Source organism: Streptomyces sp. NPDC050806, from assembly GCF_055586425.1.
On the sequence record NZ_JBVJIF010000002.1, the window covers coordinates 72,861 to 90,614 of the forward strand.

Sequence of the window (17,754 nt, forward strand, 5' to 3'; positions counted from 1 at the left end):
GACGGGGCTCCGTTATTTCCCTGCCGGAGAAGACGGGGTGCCTATCCGCACTCGACCCTTGCGGCAACCGGGCATACGGTGTAACTACGTGCGACTCGGACGGCCGGCAGCCTGTGCTAGGGGGTCGTGATGGTCGAGGAACTGGTGGCGACCGGGGTGGCGCTGGCCTCGGCGGGTGCCGTGTACGCGGCGGCCGCGGCCCGGGTCATCAAACAGTACGAACGCGGCGTCGTCCTGCGGCTCGGGCGCCTCACCGCGCCGGTCCGCGGGCCCGGCTTCACCATGATCATCCCGTTCGTGGACCGGATGCGCCGGGTCAACATGCAGATCGTGACGATGCCCGTGCCGGCCCAGGAAGGCATCACCCACGACAACGTCACGGTCCGGGTGGACGCGGTGGTCTACTTCAAGGTCGTGGACGCCGCCGACGCGGTCGTCCAGGTCGAGGACTACCGCTTCGCCGTCTCCCAGGTCGCCCAGACCTCGCTGCGCTCCATCATCGGCAAGAGCGACCTGGACGACCTGCTCTCCAACCGGGAGAAGCTCAACCAGGGCCTCGAAGTCATGATCGACAGCCCCGCGCTGGGCTGGGGCGTGCAGATCGACCGGGTGGAGATCAAGGACGTCTCGCTGCCGGAGACCATGAAGCGGTCGATGGCCCGGCAGGCGGAGGCGGCCCGCGACCGGCGGGCCCGGGTGATCAACGCTGACGCCGAGCTGCAGGCCTCCAAGAAACTGGCCGAGGCGGCCCAGCAGATGTCCGACCAGCCCGCCGCCCTGCAACTGCGCCTGCTGCAGACCGTCGTGGCGGTCGCCGCCGAGAAGAACTCCACCCTCGTCCTGCCCTTCCCCGTCGAGCTGCTCCGCTTCCTGGAACGCTCCGGCCTCCAGGCCCAGGCGCAGACGGAGGCGTACGAGCGGACCCGGCCCGCGAGCGGCGCCGGCAACAGGGACGCGGGGGACCACGGCGACGACGGCACCGAGGACGTGGGCCGTGCCGAGCTGCGCCGCGAGGACCGGGGCGGCGCGGGTCCGGAGGATGTACGGCGCGAAGAGGTGGCGCTCGACGCGGCGGAGGACCTGCCGGGCGTCGAACTGCCGGGGGTCGAGGTCCCCGGCGCCGAGATCCCGGGGCTGACGGCGCCCGGCGACGAGGAGACGCCCCGGAGCGGCACCACGAAGTGACCGGGCGGGGGCCCGGGGCGCCGAGTGGCGGGTGAGCGGAAGCGGATCGTCTGTTTCCGGACAGGTGTAGTCCTCACCCTGGGGTGGCCACCGGCCGCTCACCGTGTTCACCGGACACCGGAAAGGGGAGGGACATGCGCGGTTATCGGTGTGCAGGACCCGTGGACGATCGGTGAATCGTCGTACGCAAGACCGGAACTCGGTCTTGTGCGCGCCCTTGGGGGGTGGGAATACTCGGCGACGCGCATTGGCATGGACGCGACTGTCGAGCCGGACGCGGCTTCTGATGGTGGGCAGCACATGCGGGCCGCGCACGCCTACGGCACCCGGCCGTACGGCGGGCGCGATGACCGTCCGCGACGGATGGCCCGTTCACGTCCGTGTCTCGATCTCCACCCCTCAGGGCCCGCACTTCCCCCACCCGGCGGGCCCTTCCCCCCACGGGAGGTTTTGAGTTGAAGCACCGCCGCATACCCAAGCGACGCGCCGCCCTGGCCGGCGCCGGCGCCCTCGCCCTGGCCGCCAGCGCCACCTTCGCGCTCAGTGCCAATGCCAGCCCGGCCCCCACGGCCGAGCTTCTGTCGCTGACACCGACCGCGGCCGGCAAGCTCGCCGCGCAGCTCACCGACGGCACGGCCGGCTCGTACTGCGACGCCAAGGCCAAGAAGCTGGTCGTCAACGTGGTGGACGAGGCCGCCGCCGACGCCGTACGCGCCAAGGGAGCCGAGCCCAGAATCGTCCAGCACACGCTCGCCCAGCTGAACGGCGCCCGGCAGACCCTGAAGACCAAGGCCACCATTCCCGGCACGTCCTGGGGCGTCGACCCCCGGACCAACAAGGTCGTCGTCACCGCCGACCGCACCGTCAAGGGCGCGAAGCTGGCGAAGCTCACCAAGGTCGTCGACGGCCTCGGCAGCAAGGTGCAGCTCAACCGCAGCAAGGGAGAGTTCAAGCCCTTCATCGCGGGCGGCGACGCGATCTGGGGGAGCGGCTCGCGCTGCTCGCTCGGCTTCAACGTCGTCAAGGACGGCCAGCCCTACTTCCTCACCGCGGGCCACTGCGGCAACGCGGTCAAGAGCTGGTCGGACTCCCAGGGCGGCGGCGAGATCGGCGCCACCGAGGAGTCCAGCTTCCCCGGCAACGACTACGCGCTGGTGAAGTACACCGCCGACACCGACCACCCCAGCGCCGTCGACCTCTACAACGGCAGCAGCCAGGAGATCAGCGGCGCGGCCGAGGCCACCGTCGGCGAGAAGGTCCAGCGCAGCGGCTCCACCACCCAGGTCCACGACGGCACCGTCAAGGCCCTGAACGCCAGCGTCAACTACCAGGAAGGCACCGTCGACGGCCTGATCCAGACCGACGTCTGCGCCGAGCCCGGCGACAGCGGCGGCGCGCTGTTCGACGGCGACAAGGCACTCGGCCTGACCTCGGGCGGCAGCGGCGACTGCTCCGGAGGCGGCGAAACCTTCTTCCAGCCGGTCACCGAGGCCCTGGAGGCCTACGGAGCACAGATCGGCTGACCCGCACACCGGCTCCACGGCCCGGCCCCCGTACGCACACCGCGTACGGGGGCCGGGCCGCGTCGGTGCACGGTGCCGGCTGCGCCGTACGTCCACGGCTCCGGTCGCTGTACGTGCACGGTCCCCGGTCGCTGTACGCGCACGGCTCCGGTGGCCCCTCCCGGGCCGGGCTCAGCGTCCGTCCAGCGGCCCGAACGCGGCCAGTGCCTCCTCGGCGGCGTACGTGTGCCGCACGTACTCCTCCGCCCACGCGGCCGCCTCCGGGAAGCCGGACTCCGCCACGATCCGGGCGCAGGCCGCCGCCCGGTCGTACGGCGTGCGCCGCAGCGCGACCGCGCCGCCGCCCGGCCCGAGCAGCGCCCAGTGCGCACCGTCCCGTCCGTACGGCATTCCGACGCTGCCCGGGTTCACCACCAGGCGCCCCTGCGCGATCCGGACGAACGGCATGTGCGTGTGGCCGCACACCACCGTCCGCACCGCCTCCGGCACCCCGGCCAGCACCTCGGCGAAGCGCTCGGCGCGTGAGTCGGCGAGGACCACCTCGGCGTCGTCGCGCGGGGTGGCGTGGCAGAAGAGGACGGGGCCGAGGCCGGACACGTCCAGCGTCACGGCCGTGGGCAGCGCGGCGAGCTCCGCGACGTCCGCGGCGGTGAGCTGCCGGGCCGCCCAGGGCGTGACGGTGTCGGGCGCCGGGGCGTCCCGGTTCCCGTGGCAGGCGGCCAGTTCGCGTTCGCCGTTGCCGCGGAGCCATACGGCCCGGTCGCCGAGGCCGCGCAGCAGCGCGAGGGTTTCCCGGGGGAGCGGCCCGGAGAGCAGGTCGCCGGTGAGGACGACGGTCCGCGCGGCCCGGACGTCGGGCTCGGCGAGCACGGCCTCCAGGGCGGGGGCGACTCCGTGGATGTCGGACAGGACGGCTACCGCGGCGGTGTCGGTCATGGCGCGAGCCTGGCAGGGCCCCGGCGGCGCGGGCGGTGATTCCGCTCTCGGCCGATGCGCCGACGGGCCGACGGGCCGACGCGTCGACGGGTCGACGGGTCGATGCGCCTACGGGCCGCGTTAGTGAGGCGTTAGCCGGACAGCTGTGGATCATCAGCGGCGGCCGACAGTCTTGATCTCACCGGCCCGGAAGACCGCACCGGGAACACCGGAACACCACGACGAGAGAACGAGGAAAAACGTGTCGAACCGTACCGTTCTGCGCCACGCCCGCAATGCCGCCGCCGCCATGGTGATCGCTGTCGCCGCGTTCGGGCTGACGGCCTGCGACGGCTCCGGTACCGACACGCCGTCGCCCGCCGGCAGCTCGTCCGCCGCCGCCCCCTCGCAGTCCGCCGGTTCCTCGGCCGGCAGCGACCAGGGCGGGAGCGACCAGGGCGCGTCCGATCAGGGCTCCGCCAACGGCACGCCGGCGGCCACGCCCAAGAAGTCCGACGAGCGCTGCACCGACCAGCTCGACTACGCGGGCGACTCCCGGTCCAACGCCGAGATCAACTCGATCGGCGAGGAGACCGGCCACTGCCCGGCGCCGCAGAAGGGCGGCGAGCAGACGGACCCGCCCGTGGGCACCCCCAAGAAGGACGGTGTGAGCTGCACCGACCAGATCAACTACGCGGCGGACGCCCGCTCCAACGCCGTCATCAACACGATCGGCGACAAGACCGGCTACTGCCCGCCCGTCCAGAAGTGAGTGCCTGCTGAGAAGTGAGTCCCTGCTGAGCAGGCACTGAGCCCCGCCGTCCCGGCCCGCACCAGCGGACCGGGACGGCGGACGTTTCGGGGCGGCCGGGGGCCTGCGCCCGCGGCCGCGGGACGGCCCCCCCGCGGCCGCGGGACGGCCCCCTCAGAGCCGCTCCACCAGCCGCGCCGCCGCAGACCTCGCCGTGGCCAGGGCGGTGGCCCGGTCCGCGCCCGGCTGGCCCAGGACCACGCGCGTGCTGAGCCCGTCCAGCAGGGCGAGCAGTTCGGAGGCGCGGCCCGCGCAGTCCGCCGCGGCGAACCGGCCCTGCGCGACGCCCTTCGCCAGCAGCCCCGCCAGATCCTCGCGCCAGCTCCGGTCCAGCTCCTCCTGCGCCTCTCGCAAGGGTTCGTTGACGGCCGTACGGGCCCACAGCTCGATCCACAGCATCCACCGCGGGTCCCGCGGTCCGCGCGGCAGGTAGAGATCGACGAAGGCGTCCAGCATCCGTACCGCGCCGAGCCGGCGCGCGAGCAGCGCCCGCCGCTCCTCGGCGAGCTTCGCCTCGCTGAAGCGCAGCGCCTCCAGCAGCAGCATGTCCTTGCTGCCGAAGTAGTACAGGATGTGGCCGCCGCTGGTGCCGAGCCGCTTGGCCAGCGCCGACATGGTGAGCGCCGCGAGGCCGCCCTCGGCGATGGCCACCATCGCCTCTTCCAGGATCCGGTCGGCAGCGACCTGCCCGTCCCGCCGTCGTGCCACCGCCCGGCCCGCCTCTCGTCCCGTACACCGCCTCTTCCGCCCGACCTTATCCCGGCGGATCCGCCGCGGACCCTTGACGGGTGGGGGAGGGGCAGGCATTTTGAATGACGTTCAAGAAGATTGAACACCATTCAAAGTCGGGCCCGTAGTCGGGGCCTCCCGAGCCGGAGCGAGGCAACCGCATGACGTCCACCGGAGTAGCCGACGACGAAGTCTTCAGAGTCGAGACACACGGCATCGACCCCATCCCCGACGAGGACCGGCACGGCGGAGCCAAGGACCTCTTCTGGCTCTGGTTCGGCTCCAACCTCACCTTCACCTACGTCATCAACGGCACCCTCGCCGTCGCCTTCGGCCTCTCCTTCTGGTCGGCCACCGCCGTCGTCGTCCTCGGCGGCCTCGCCTTCTTCGCCGTCAGCGCCGCCGGCCTCAGCGGCATCCGTACCGGCACCGCCACCCTCGTCATCTCCCGCGCCGCCTTCGGCCACCGCGGCAACTGGCCCGCCGGCATGCTGAACTGGATCGTCAGCATCGGCTACACCATCGTCAACACGGTCGTCGGCGCCCTCGCCCTCGAAGCCCTGCTCACCGGCGCGCACCTGCTCGACGGTGCCCCGGCCCGCGCTGTCGCCCTGCTGGTCACCCTCGCCCTCACCTTCACCGTCGCGATGTGGGGCCACGCCACCGTGCAGGCCGCCGAACGCTGGATGGCGTACGTCCTCGGCGCCGGCTTCGCCGTCCTGCTCGTCCTCCTGCTGCCCGGCCTCGACCCGCACGCCCCCGCCGCACAGGGCACCGCCGGCGGCTTCAGCGCCTGGACCCTCGCCCTCGTCGTCATGCTCTCCGGACCGGTCTCCTACCTCCCGATGCCCGCCGACTACACCCGCTACCTCCCCAAGGACACCTCACTGCGCGCGATCACCTGGAGCGGTGCCCTCGGCGGCTTCCTCTCCTCCGTCGGCCTCGGCGTCGCGGGCGTCGCCGCCGCCACCCGCGCCGACATGACCGACCCCGTCGCGGGCGTCGAAGGACTGCTGCCCGGCTGGTTCAAACCGCTGTTCCTGCTGCTCGTACTGGGCGGCTCGGTCACCAACTCGATCCTCACCCTGTACTCCTCCAGCCTCAACCTCCAGGTCCTCGGCATCCCCTGGACCCGCGCCCGGACCATCGTCATCAGCGCCGCCGTCACCGTCGCCGGCTCCCTCTACGCCCTCTTCCTCGCCGACTTCACCGAGTCGCTGCTCTCCTTCCTCTCCCTGATGGTCATCGTCTTCGCGCCCTGGGGCGGCGTCTTCCTCGCCGACATGCTGCTGCGCCGCTGCCGGTACGACGCCGACGCACTCCACGCCGGCCCGGCCGGCCGCTACTGGTACCGCGCCGGCTGGCACACCGAAGGGCTGGCAGCACTCCTCGCCGGCATGCTCTTCGCCGCGCTGACCTGCGACTCCGAACTGTGGACCGGCCCGCTCGTCGCCCCGCTCGGCGGCGGCGACCTCACCCTCCTCGGATCGGTGGTCGCCGGCCTCACGTACTGGGCGCTCGCACGGCGCAAGGCCGTGACACCGCTCCCCGCCGCCCCCTGACCGACCGGCCACGGCACACCGCACCGCCACCGCGCGCACCACCACACATCGTCACCACGCACCACAACCACTCGCGTCACCCCAGGAGTTGGACATGTCCCCGCACCACCCCGCCGCCGACCTCGTGCTGCGCAACGCCCGCATCCACACCGTGGACCCCGCGCTGCCCGAGGCCGAGGCACTGGCCGTACGCGACGGCCGGATCAGCTGGCTCGGCCCCGACGCCGAGGCCGCGGAGTGGATCTCCGGCCGTACCGAAGTCCTCGACGCCCGGGGCAAGCTGGTGCTGCCCGGCTTCATCGACGCGCACAACCACGTACGCCTCGGCTCCGACGACGCCTGCGTCCAGCTCGCCGGCGCCCGCACCCTGGACGAGGTCCACCACCGCATCCGCAGCTGGCGGGACGCGCACCCCGACGCCGAGTGGATCGAGGCAGAGGCACTGGACTACTCCGCGCTCCCCGGCGGCCGCATGCCGCGCGCCGCCGACCTCGACCCGGTCACCGGCGACACCCCCGCCTTCGTCCTGAGCTACGACGTGCACACCGCCTGGCTCAACACCGCGGCCCTGCGCCGCCTCGGCATCACCAAGGACCGCACCGACCTGCCGTACGGGCGCGCCGAGACCGACCCGGAGACCGGCGAACCCACCGGATTCCTCAAGGACTTCGCCGTCCGCGGCCTCTCCCGGGACGGCCACCGCGCCCTGCGCGACCTCGGTGTGCCGTGGGCGTCGCCCGACCGCCAGTACCGCCGCCTCGCCCGCAGCCTGGACGACGCGATCCGCTTTGGGATCACGACGGTGGTCGAGCCGCAGAACTCCCTGGACGACCTGGCGCTCTTCGAGCGGGCCCGCGCGGAGGGCCGACTGCGCTCGCGCATCGTCGCCGCCCTCTTCCACCCGCGCGGCACGACCGGCGCCGACCTCGTCGATTTCGCCGCCGCCGCCGAGAAGTTCGACGACGACCGGCTGAACGTCGGCCCCCTGAAGCTCTACATCGACGACGTCGTCGAACCGCGCACCGCCGCGCTCCTCGAACCGTACGCGGGCTGCCGGCACCACCGCGGCGAGACCTTCTACCCGCCGGAGGAGTTCGGCGAGCTGCTGACCGAACTGGACTCCCTCGGCTTCCAGTGCTTCGTGCACGCCACCGGGGACCGCGGCATCCGCACGGTGCTGGACGCGGTGGAGCGGGCCCGCGCGGCCAACGGGCCGCGGGACGCCCGCCACCAGGTCGTCCACGTCGAATGCCTGGACCCGGCCGACACCCCGCGCTTCGCCGAACTGGGCGTGGTCGCCTGCATGCAGCCCCGGCACGCCGCGCCCGAGATCGCCGGACCGGGCCAGGACTGGGCCGAGAACGTCGGCGCCGACCGCTGGCACAAGGCCTGGCCGCTGCGCAGCCTGCAGGAGGCGGGCGCGGTCCTCGCCTTCTCCAGCGACTGGAACGTCGCCGAGATGGACCCGATGATCGGCATCTACACCGCCGTCACCCGCCGCCCGCTCGGCGGCGGCGAGCCCTGGGGCCCGCAGGAGACCATCGACGTCGAGACCGCCGTCCACGGCTACACGATGGGCTCGGCGTACGCCAACTTCCTGGAGAACGAACGCGGTTCACTCACCGTCGGCAAGCTCGCCGACTTCGTCGTCCTCTCCCGGGACATCCTCGGTGCCGCTCCGGAGGACATCCCGGGGACGGTGGCGGAGACCGTTGTGGTCGGGGGAAAGGTGGCCCACTCGGCCGCCTGAGCCCTTACCGGTGAGGCCGCCGGCCCCGCCGGCCCCGCCGTCCCGGCTGCCTCACCCACGCCTCACCCGCCCTCGGAGGCCCGCCGCTCCGACAGCCACGGGAACCCCGCCGCCACCGTCCGGATGCCCCGCACCGCCAGCTCGGCCGGTGCCTCCTCGCTCTCACCCGCAGCCCACACCTCGACCGCGGCCCGCAGCGCACCGTCCGCCGCGGCCGAGGTCAGGCGTACCTCCAGCGGCCCCGCCGTGGTCGTCCGGGCCAGCACCTCGATCAGCGCCAGCTCCGATTCGTGGTGCGCGCGGTGCCACACCGCACGCAGCGCCGGATTGTCCTGCATCGCGTGCAGCAGCCCCCGCGTCCACTCCAGCGCCTCCTCGGCCCGCGCGCCGACGGGCGTCAGCGCCGCCCGGGCCGCCCGCTCCAGCACCTCGCCCAGCGGCAGCTCCGGCTCCCGCGCGGCCAGCTCCGCCAGCCCCTCGGCCCAGTCCCGTACGCCACCGGTCAGCATCGGCGCGACCGCGTCCTCCTTCGTCCGGAAGTAGCGGTAGAAGGTGCGCGGCGCGACCCCCGCCGCACGCGCGATGTCCTCGGCGGTGACGGCGGCGCCGCGCTCGGCGAAGAGCGCCGCCGCGGTACGGGCGATCTCCAGCTCGGTCGCGGCCTTGCGGCGCTCGGTGAGGGACGGGCGGGCGGTGGGTGCGGTGGGCATGGGCCGAGTCTACGTACCCGTACGTCAAAGTGGCGTCATATGCAGTAGTGGCACAGTGTGCCATGTAGGCGTACTGTGAAAGTCCGGCTCGACGGTGAGCCGCGAGTGAACGAGAAGGAGAACGCCCATGCACGCCCTGAACCGCTTCGAGGGCCGCCGTGTACTGATCACCGGCGGTGGGTCGGGCATCGGCCGGGCCACCGTCCACCGGGTCCTCGCGGAGGGCGGCCGGGTCGTGGCCGCTGACGTGAGCGCGGAGGGCCTGAAGGCCACCGCCGAGCGTGCCGCCGCCGACGGCGCGGCCGACCGGCTCACCACCACGGTCCTGGACATATCCGACGAGGCCGAGGTCGCCGCGGGCGTGGCGTCCGCCGTGGAGACGCTGGGCGGCCTGGACGTGCTCGTCAACGCGGCCGGCATCCTGCGCTCCGAGCACACCCACAAGACCACCCTGGACTTCTGGAACAGGATCATCACGACCAACCTGACCGGCACGTTCCTCATGATCCGCGAAGCGCTGCCCGCCCTGCTCGCGGGTGAGAAGCCGGTGATCGTCAACTTCAGCTCCACCTCCGCCTCGTTCGCGCACCCGTACATGGCGGCGTACGCGGCGAGCAAGGGCGGCATCCAGTCGATGACCCACGCCATCGCCAGTGAGTACGGCAAGCAGGGGCTGCGCGCGGTGTGCGTCGCACCCGGCTCCATCGCCAGCGGCATGACGACCGGCCGGGGCCCCGGACTGCCGGAGGACGCCGACATGAGCCTGTTCGTGAAGCTGGCCCCGGCCATCGGCGAGGGCTTCGCGGGCCCGGAGACGGTCGCGGGCGTCATCGCGATGCTGGCCTCCGAAGACGGCGCCTTCGTCACGGGCACGGAACTCCGGATCGACGGCGGCACGCACATGTGAGCCAGCGGGGAGGCGCGTACCGGCGTGGCTCGCCCCGGTACGCGCCTACTGCCGCGCCTCGCTCCGGTCGACCGTGCCCCGGCCCACCGAGAGCGCCGCGAAGAGCAGCGTCAGCGCCGCGGCGACCACCGCCCAGGCCGCGAGCACCAGCAGCGGCCCGGTCAGCGCCTGTCCGTCGAAGTACGCGATCGAACGCGCCGCCCAGGTGCCCGCGCCCGGCGGCAGCGCGGGGCCGATGGCGTGCCAGAAGGGCGGCAGCAGCGGATACGGGTACGCGCCGCCCGCACTGGGATTGCCGCCGATCACGACCACGAGGATCGTCAGCCCGATCCCCACGATCCCGGCGATGCCCTGGAACGCCAGGGTCGCCGCGCCCACCGCGAACACGATCAGCGCGCCCAGCCCCCACAGCGCCACCAGGCTGCCGGGCAGCGCCCCGAGCACCGGACCGATGACGAGCGCCCCGGCCAGCCCCGCCAGCACCGAGTACAGCAGTAGCGTGCCGAGCCGGATGACGGCCCGCCGGCCGTTGGTGGGCCGCGCCCCGTAGCTGATCGCGAGGATCGCTGCGCACAGGTAGCCGCCCACGCACCACCCCACCACCAGGTAGAACGACGACAGCCCGCGGGCGTCCTGCGGGTCCGCCGGGGCCACGTCGGTCGTCCGGACCGTCCGCCCCTCCGCCTGCTCCGCCTTGGTGAGAACCTTCTGGACCGCGTCGGAGAGCGCGCTGCCGCTGCCGCCGGCGACCAGCAGCTCGTCCTGCTTGCCGCGCGGGTCGTACACCAGCGCCCCGTCGATCTCCCGGTCCTTCAGCTGTCGCACGGCCTCGCCCCGGGACCCGGCCGGCCGCGCGTCGAGCGGCGATCCCGCCAGCCGGTCCAGCTTCGCGACCAGCTGCCCGCGCGCCTGCGGGGGCGCGACGACCGCGAAGGCCACGTCCCTGGGCTTGGGGGAGTGGAAGGCGCCCGCGTACGAGGCGATGAACGCGGCCGTCAGCGCCAGCACCCCGATGATCAGCAGCGCGGCCCGCGCCGACACCGCGTCCCGCAGCTCTCCGGCAAAGGTCCCGCGGGTGCCGTCGCCTCCGGTGCCGGCCTCGCCATCGGCCCCGCTGCCGGTACCGCCATCGGCCCCGGTGCCGGTGCCGCCGTCCGCTGTGGCCATGTGCCGCTCCTCGTATTCGTAGCGATTCATCACATATCTTCCGTTTTGAGGGGGAGATATGCGGCCGAGAGGGGGTGTCCCGGCGCGTCGCGCGGGTGCCTGCGTGCGAGCGCGTTCGTACGAACGTTCGAAGAACGCGTTATGGTGGAAGTGAGACGGGGGATGTAATGGAAGTCAGGGGGTGCTCACGCGGTAGGAGGTGCGAATGTCCCGGTTCACGCACCTGCACACCGCATCGGGATTCTCCGTGCGGTACGGCGCCTCACACCCCGAACGGCTCGCCGAGCGCGCCGCCGAACGCGGCATGGACGCCCTCGCCCTCACCGACCGGGACTCCCTCTCCGGCGCCGTACGCTTCGCCAAAGCCGCCGCCGAAGCCGGCATCCGCCCCCTCTTCGGCACCGAACTGGCGATCGGCGCACCCCAGCCGGAACCCACCCCCACGACCCGCCGCCGCACCCCCGTACGCGGCGGAGCCTTCATCGACGAATCAGCCCCCCGCGCCGTCTTCCTCGCCCGCGACGGCGCCCGCGGCTGGGCCACCCTCTGCCGCCTCGTCTCCGCCGCACACGCCACCGACCGCGAACGCCCCCTCCTCCCCTGGGAAGCCCTCACCGGCGGAACGGACGGACGCACCACCGGCACCACCGACGACATCCGCCGCGCCGCAGCCCACCTCGGCGACCCCACCGACGGCGTCCTCGTCCTCCTCGGACCCGACTCCGAAATCGGCCGCGCCCTGGCCGCCGGCCGCCCCGACCGCGCCGCCCGCCTCCTCGCCCCCTGGCGCGACCTCTACGGCGACGCACTCCGCCTCGAAGTCGTCCACCACGGCCGCACCGGCACCGGACCCGGCTCCCTCCGGCTCGCGGCGCGCACCCTCGGCTTCGCCGTCGACCAGGGCATCCGCGCCGTCCTGAGCAACGCCGTCCGCTACGCCGACCCCGGCCAGGGCCCCGTCGCCGACGTCCTCGACTCCGCCCGCCGCCTCGTACCCATCGACCGCCACCGCCCCGAAGCCCGGGACAGCGGCGAACGCTGGCTCAAGGACACCGGCACCATGGCCCGCACCGCCGAACGTGTCGCCGAAGCCGCCGGCCACCGCCGCGACACCGCCCACCGACTGCTCACCATGACCGAAGAGACCGCCGCCGGCTGCCTCGTCGACCCCCAGGACGACATCGGCCTCGGCACCGTCCACTTCCCCGAACCCCGCCTCGTCGGCGCCGCACACCGCACCGCCGCACGCGTACTCCGCTCACGCTGCGCCGCCGGAATGGTCCGCCGCGGCCACGACCGCGGCCCGGCGGCCCGCACCTACTGGGAACGCCTCCACCGCGAACTGGACATCATCGACCACCACGGCTTCGCGTCGTACTTCCTCACCGTCGCCCAGGTCGTCGAGGACACCCGGCGCCTCGGCATCCGCGTCACCGCCCGCGGCTCCGGCGCCGGCTCCCTCGTCAACCACCTGCTCGACATCGCACACGCCGACCCCGTCGAGCACGGCCTCCTCATGGAACGCTTCCTCTCCAAGCGCCGCGCCGTCCTCCCCGACATCGACATCGACGTGGAATCAGCGCGCCGGCTGGAGGTCTACCGCGCGATCTTCGACCGCTTCGGCGCCGAACGCGTCGCCACCGTCGCCATGCCCGAGACCTACCGCGTACGGCACGCCGTACGCGACGTCGGCGCGGCGCTCGGCATGGACCCCGCCGAAGTGGACCGGATCGCCAAGGCCTTCCCGCACATCCGCGCCCGCGATGCGCGGGCCGCCCTGGAAGAACTGCCCGAACTGCGCGACCTCCGCGAGAACCCGCCGCCCCCGCCCTTCTGGGACCTGGTGGAAGGCCTGGACGCGCTGCCGCGGGGCATGGCCATGCACCCCTGCGGCGTCCTCCTCTCCGACGCCACGCTGACCGCGCGCACCCCCGTGGTCCCCACCGGCGGCGAAGGCTTCCCCATGTCCCAGTTCGACAAGGAGGACGCCGAAGACCTCGGCCTGCTCAAACTCGACGTACTCGGCGTACGGATGCAGTCCGCGATGGCCCACGCCACCGCCGAGATCGGCCGCGCCACCGGCCGCCCGGCACCCGACCTCGACGACCCGGCACAGGTACCGCCCGGCGACCCCGCCACGTACGGCCTGATCCGCTCCACCGAAACCCTCGGCTGCTTCCAGATCGAATCGCCGGGCCAGCGCGACCTGATCGGCAGGCTCCAGCCCGCCACCTTCCACGACCTGGTCGTCGACATCTCCCTCTTCCGCCCCGGACCCGTCGCCGCCGACATGGTGCGCCCCTTCATCGAATCCCGGCACGGCCGCAAGCCCCTCCGCTACCCCCACCCCGACCTGGAAGAAGCCCTGCGCGAGACCTACGGAGTCGTGGTCTTCCACGAACAGGTCATCCGCATCATCGACCGCATGACCGACTGCGGCCTCGACGAGGCCGACCGGATACGCCGTGGCCTGTCCGACCCCGAATCGCAGGGCCGCATCCGCGTCTGGTTCGCCGAACAGGCCGCACAGCACGGCTACTCCGCCGAGGACATCGCCCGCACCTGGGAGATCATCGAGGCGTTCGGTTCGTACGGCTTCTGCAAGGCGCACGCGGTGGCCTTCGCCGTACCGACCTACCAGTCCGCCTGGCTCAAGGCCCACCACCCGGCCGCCTTCTACGCCGGGCTGCTCACCCACGACCCCGGCATGTACCCCAAGCGCCTCCTCCTCGCCGACGCCCGCCGCCGCGGCGTCCCGATCCTCCCGTTGGACGTGAACCACTCCGATGTCGCCTATCGAATCGAACTGGTGTCTGGTGAATCTCGCCCAAGTGTGACGGAACCGCACGTCGGGTCGCACGTTGAACCGCACGTCGGATCGCTCGCTGAGCCGTTCGTTGAAACGCACGTTGAACCGCTTGTTGAGTCGTTCGTCGAACCGCACGTTGAAGCACTCGTCGAACCGCACGTTGAACCGCATGTCGAATCGCTCGTTGCGGGCAGTGGGGTACGTGCCTCGCGTGCTGACTCGCGCGTCGCGGGCGCCGAATCGCGTACCGCTCGCACCGGATTGAGCCCCGCACGCCCCGCACGCACCGCTCGCACCGGATCGCGCATGCCCGGGGAGCGCGTGGCGGCCGCCTCCGGCGTGACCGGCCCGTGGGGGCTGCGCCTCGCGCTCTCCGAAGTGCACGGCATCAGCGAGGCGGAGGCCGAACGGATCGCCGCCGGCCGCCCCTACACCTCCCTCCAGGACCTCTGGCGTCGCGCTCGCCCCGGCCGCCCGGTACTCGAACGCCTCGCCAGGGTCGGCGCGCTGGACTCCTTCGGCGCCAACCGCCGTGACCTGCTGCTGCACATCGCCGAACTGCACCGCCAGCAGCGGGGCGCACCGGCCGACACCCAACTCCCGCTGTCCGCGGCAGCGTCGGCACCGGCCGGGCTCCCGGACCTGAGCGACGCCGAACGCCTCAGCGCCGAGCTGGGCGTACTGGGCATGGACGCCTCCCGGCACCTGATGGGGGACCACATCCAGTTCCTGAACGAGCTGGGAGTACTCCCCGCCAAGCGGCTGCGCGAAGCCCGGCACGGCGACACGGTCCTGGTCGCCGGGGCCAAGGCGGCCACCCAGACACCCCCGATCCGCTCCGGGCGGCGGGTCATCTTCACCACCCTCGACGACAGCACGGGGCTGGTCGACTGCGCCTTCTTCGACGACAGCCACGAGACGTGCGCCCACACCGTCTTCCACTCCTGGCTGCTGCTGGTACGCGGCACGGTCCAGCGCCGCGGCCCGCGCAGCCTCAGCGTGGTCGGCACGGCGGTCTGGAACCTGGCGGAACTGGCGGAACTGCGGGGGCGGGGCGGGCTCCGGGCGGTCACGGCTCATCTGGCTTCCCACCCCTCCCTCCCCCCGCCCCCCACCACCCCCACCCCCGGCCCACCCTCCACCCCCACCCCAGCCCCCACGCCCACCCCACCCCCCGGACCCGCCCCGGTCCCCACCTCCGCCCCGGCCTCCGCGTCCGCTCCGGCGTATGTCGCCGCCGGGGGCGACCCCGGTGCGCGCGTCACCGGTCACCCCCACAGCCGGAGCGGCTCCGCCGACCGTGAGCTGTACGCCGCCGAAGCCGGCCCCGCTCCGGCCGCCCCCGGTGGCGCCCCGGCTGTCCCCGGTGGTGCCCCGGATGCCCCCGAAGGTGCCCCGGCCGACCCCCGAGGTGCTCCGGCCGCCCCCGGAGGGGTCCCGGCCACCTTCGCCCCGGCGGCGGCAGCGGCATCAGATGGCTCCCCGTCCCCGGACGACGAGCGGGTCATCCGCCTGCCCACCGGTTACACCCTGCATCCGTGGGCCGACCTCCAGCCCGCGGGCGAACGCGCCGCCACCGGCCGCAAGCTCTGGCACGCCAGCCCAGGGAGCGCAGGATGACCATCTACCGACGCCTCCCTCCCTCACCTCCTTCCGTTGGTTCTTCCACGAACGCTCCGGCGGATGTCGCCGGCGCTCCGTCCCACGCGGGCCGTCCCACCCGGCCCGGAGCCGCCGCGCTGTACGTACGTTTCCTCCCTGCCGTTCCTGCCGTTCCTGCCGGTGCTGCCGCTCCTGCCGGTGCTGCCGGTCCTGCCGCTCCCGCTGGTTCGGGCGGCGCTGCCGCTCCGGGCGAACCGGCGTCTCCGGCCGCCCCTGCCCCTGCCCCCGCTCCGGGCGCCGCTTCCGGAGCGGCCGCTGCCTCTCCCCGTGGGGGAAAGTCGGCCGTCCCTCCCCTCGGAGAGGAGACGTACGAGCGGCTGCTCTCGCTGCTGGGGGAGTTCACCCCCGTGGTCGAGGCACTGCCGCCCGACGCCGCGCTCGCCGACGTACGCGGTGCGCAGCGGTACTTCGGCCGGGACGCTGCCGGCATCGCCGAGCTGCTCCGGTTGCGCGCCCTGGCCTGGTACGACGTCGAGTGCGCCATCGGTATCGCCGGTAACCCCCTGCTCGCTCGGATGGCTGCCCAGGACGCGGCACCAGGGGAGATCCACGTCGTCCCCGGTGACCCCGAGGGCGTCGCGGCCTTCCTGGACCGCAGGCCCGCCTCCGCTCTGTACGGCATCGGCCCCGCGGCAGCCCGTGCCCTGTGCTCGTACGGACTCGACAGCGTCGGGCGGATCGCCGCGGCACCGCCCGCCACCCTGCAGCGCATCCTCGGCTCGAAGGCCGGCCGTCGGGTGTACGAGCGGGCTCGCGGGGTCGATCCGACGCCGGTGACCCCGAACGCCCCGGCCCGCTCGATGGCCGCCGAACACCGCTTCGCCCACGACGAGCTGGACGAGGCGCGGCGCCGCAGGGCGCTGCTCTCGCTCGCGGACGAACTCGGCTCCCGGATGCGCAGCGGCGGCCAGGTGGCGGGCGCGCTCACGCTCACCGTCCGCTATGCCGACCGTTCCACCACGACCCGCACCCGCCGGCTGGCCGAGCCGACCGCGCACGGGCCCGCGCTGACCGAGGTCGCCTACGCGTTGCATGCCGCGCTCGGTCTGCAACGCGCGCGCGTCCGGGCGGTGGCGCTGCGGGCCGAGGACCTCTGCCGCGCCGAACGCGCCGCTCGTCAGCTGTCGTTCGACCCGGCGGACGACAAGGCCCGCCGCATCGAAGCCGCTGTCGACCGCGCCCGTACCCGGTTCGGTCCGCAGGCCGCTCGTCCCGCCGCCGCGTCGGCCGCCCCCGCGCGTGCCGGGAGTCGCCGGCTCTACGGTCAGCCGTACAGCCGCTCGGCGTACCGCGGGCCGTAGTGGGCCTCCAGGGCTTCGAGCGAAAGGTCCGGGGCCTCCAGGGCCTTGCATATTCGGGCCCGGGAGGGGAGTGCTTCGGGATGCCAGGTCTCCGCACGCCACAGGGCGGAGCGGAGGAACGCCTTCGGGCAGTGGTGGAAGACCTCTTCGATCTCCACGAGCAGTGCGAGCGCCGGGCGGTGGCCGTTGACGACCAGGTCGTCGAAGAAGGGGGCGTCGCGCAGCAGTCGGGCGCGTCCGTTGATGCGGAGAGTGTCGTTGCGGCCGGGGACGACGTACGCCAGCCCCACGTGCGGGTTGGCCAGGACGTTGAGGAAGCCGTCGACGCGCTTGTTGCCGGGGCGGTCGGGGATGACGATCGTGGTGTCGTCCAGTACGAGGGTGAAGCCCGCGGGGTCGCCCTTGGGGGAGACGTCGCACCGTCCCTCCGCGTCGGCCGTGGCGACCAGGCAGAACGGGGAGTTGGCCAGCCACTGCCGGTCCAGCTCGTGCAGCGCGCGGCGGGTTTTGTTGGCCACGCGGTCGTTCGGCTTGCCGACAAGGTCGCGCAGTTCCGCTACGGAAGTGACCTCTACCAGGCCCTTCAGCGGTCGGCTTTCGCCTGCCCGTTCCGCTGTCCCGGCCGGTGTTGTGCCCGCGGAGGGCGCGCACGTGGGCGTTGCGACCGCGGCCGCGGGTGCGGGCGCGATGCCGATTGACTCCGGTTCGACCGACGTTGTGTCC

General features: G+C 73.2%; 13 protein-coding genes. 8 read left to right on the plus strand and 5 right to left on the minus strand.

From position 1 onward, the window contains the following. Positions 1-129: 129 nt before the first annotated feature. Positions 130-1,185, plus strand: a complete 1,056-nt coding sequence (locus ACZ6WH_RS05810) for a slipin family protein (RefSeq protein WP_469726376.1) — start codon at positions 130-132, stop codon at positions 1,183-1,185. A 455-nt stretch (positions 1,186-1,640) separates the two neighbouring features. Then, positions 1,641-2,708, plus strand: coding sequence for a S1 family peptidase (locus ACZ6WH_RS05815; RefSeq protein WP_469726377.1), 1,068 nt, complete (start codon positions 1,641-1,643; stop codon positions 2,706-2,708). A 171-nt stretch (positions 2,709-2,879) separates the two neighbouring features. Here ACZ6WH_RS05815 and ACZ6WH_RS05820 read toward each other — a convergent pair whose 3' ends face one another. After that, complete coding sequence (locus ACZ6WH_RS05820; RefSeq protein ID WP_469726379.1) at positions 2,880-3,644, minus strand: metallophosphoesterase family protein; 765 nt, start codon at positions 3,642-3,644, stop codon at positions 2,880-2,882. 241 nt (positions 3,645-3,885) lie between these two features. Between ACZ6WH_RS05820 and ACZ6WH_RS05825 the strand changes: the two genes are divergently transcribed. Then, positions 3,886-4,395: a hypothetical protein gene (locus ACZ6WH_RS05825; protein WP_469726380.1), complete on the plus strand. Its 510-nt coding sequence runs from the start codon at positions 3,886-3,888 to the stop codon at positions 4,393-4,395. 153 nt (positions 4,396-4,548) lie between these two features. Here the strand turns inward: ACZ6WH_RS05825 and ACZ6WH_RS05830 are convergent, their stop codons facing one another. Beyond that, a complete protein-coding gene (locus ACZ6WH_RS05830; protein ID WP_399706189.1) occupies positions 4,549-5,142 on the minus strand; it encodes a TetR/AcrR family transcriptional regulator in 594 nt (197 codons plus the stop codon). 182 nt (positions 5,143-5,324) lie between these two features. Between ACZ6WH_RS05830 and ACZ6WH_RS05835 the strand changes: the two genes are divergently transcribed. Next, positions 5,325-6,725 (plus strand): purine-cytosine permease family protein, encoded by a 1,401-nt coding sequence (locus tag ACZ6WH_RS05835; protein WP_469726382.1) that lies wholly within the window; start codon positions 5,325-5,327, stop codon positions 6,723-6,725. A 94-nt stretch (positions 6,726-6,819) separates the two neighbouring features. Beyond that, positions 6,820-8,475 carry an amidohydrolase gene (locus tag ACZ6WH_RS05840; RefSeq protein ID WP_469726384.1) on the plus strand — a complete coding sequence of 552 codons (1,656 nt, stop codon included), beginning with the start codon at positions 6,820-6,822 and terminating at the stop codon, positions 8,473-8,475. A gap of 62 nt (positions 8,476-8,537) precedes the next feature. Here the strand turns inward: ACZ6WH_RS05840 and ACZ6WH_RS05845 are convergent, their stop codons facing one another. Next, positions 8,538-9,185, minus strand: coding sequence for a TetR family transcriptional regulator (locus ACZ6WH_RS05845; protein ID WP_469726386.1), 648 nt, complete (start codon positions 9,183-9,185; stop codon positions 8,538-8,540). A 136-nt stretch (positions 9,186-9,321) separates the two neighbouring features. Between ACZ6WH_RS05845 and ACZ6WH_RS05850 the strand changes: the two genes are divergently transcribed. Continuing rightward, positions 9,322-10,092 carry an SDR family NAD(P)-dependent oxidoreductase gene (locus ACZ6WH_RS05850; RefSeq protein ID WP_469727181.1) on the plus strand — a complete coding sequence of 257 codons (771 nt, stop codon included), beginning with the start codon at positions 9,322-9,324 and terminating at the stop codon, positions 10,090-10,092. Positions 10,093-10,137: 45 nt separating this feature from the next. On the opposite strand, the gene ACZ6WH_RS05855 is transcribed toward ACZ6WH_RS05850, so the two are convergent. Beyond that, complete coding sequence (locus ACZ6WH_RS05855) at positions 10,138-11,289, minus strand: ABC transporter permease (protein WP_469726387.1); 1,152 nt, start codon at positions 11,287-11,289, stop codon at positions 10,138-10,140. 175 nt (positions 11,290-11,464) lie between these two features. On the opposite strand from ACZ6WH_RS05855, the gene ACZ6WH_RS05860 reads away from it, so the two are divergent. Both ACZ6WH_RS05860 and ACZ6WH_RS05865 read left to right on the plus strand, forming a co-directional pair. Continuing rightward, positions 11,465-15,688, plus strand: coding sequence for a DNA polymerase III subunit alpha (locus ACZ6WH_RS05860; RefSeq protein ID WP_469726389.1), 4,224 nt, complete (start codon positions 11,465-11,467; stop codon positions 15,686-15,688). Positions 15,689-16,047: 359 nt separating this feature from the next. Further along, positions 16,048-17,031 carry a DNA polymerase Y family protein gene (locus tag ACZ6WH_RS05865; RefSeq protein WP_469727183.1) on the plus strand — a complete coding sequence of 328 codons (984 nt, stop codon included), beginning with the start codon at positions 16,048-16,050 and terminating at the stop codon, positions 17,029-17,031. Here the strand turns inward: ACZ6WH_RS05865 and ACZ6WH_RS05870 are convergent. Continuing rightward, positions 16,995-17,609: a pyridoxamine 5'-phosphate oxidase family protein gene (locus ACZ6WH_RS05870; RefSeq protein ID WP_469727184.1), complete on the minus strand. Its 615-nt coding sequence runs from the start codon at positions 17,607-17,609 to the stop codon at positions 16,995-16,997. The genes ACZ6WH_RS05865 and ACZ6WH_RS05870 overlap by 37 nt on opposite strands. Positions 17,610-17,754: the final 145 nt, after the last annotated feature.

Excerpts from the sequence above, each read along its gene's own strand:
- ACZ6WH_RS05860 (WP_469726389.1), top strand. The coding sequence starts at position 11,465 with ATGTCCCGGTTCACGCACCTGCACACCGCATCGGGATTCTCCGTGCGG.
- ACZ6WH_RS05840 (WP_469726384.1), top strand. The coding sequence starts at position 6,820 with ATGTCCCCGCACCACCCCGCCGCCGACCTCGTGCTGCGCAACGCCCGC.
- ACZ6WH_RS05845 (WP_469726386.1), bottom strand. The coding sequence starts at position 9,185 with ATGCCCACCGCACCCACCGCCCGCCCGTCCCTCACCGAGCGCCGCAAG.
- ACZ6WH_RS05835 (WP_469726382.1), top strand. The coding sequence starts at position 5,325 with ATGACGTCCACCGGAGTAGCCGACGACGAAGTCTTCAGAGTCGAGACA.
- ACZ6WH_RS05810 (WP_469726376.1), top strand. The coding sequence starts at position 130 with ATGGTCGAGGAACTGGTGGCGACCGGGGTGGCGCTGGCCTCGGCGGGT.
- ACZ6WH_RS05820 (WP_469726379.1), bottom strand. The coding sequence starts at position 3,644 with ATGACCGACACCGCCGCGGTAGCCGTCCTGTCCGACATCCACGGAGTC.
- ACZ6WH_RS05855 (WP_469726387.1), bottom strand. The coding sequence starts at position 11,289 with ATGAATCGCTACGAATACGAGGAGCGGCACATGGCCACAGCGGACGGC.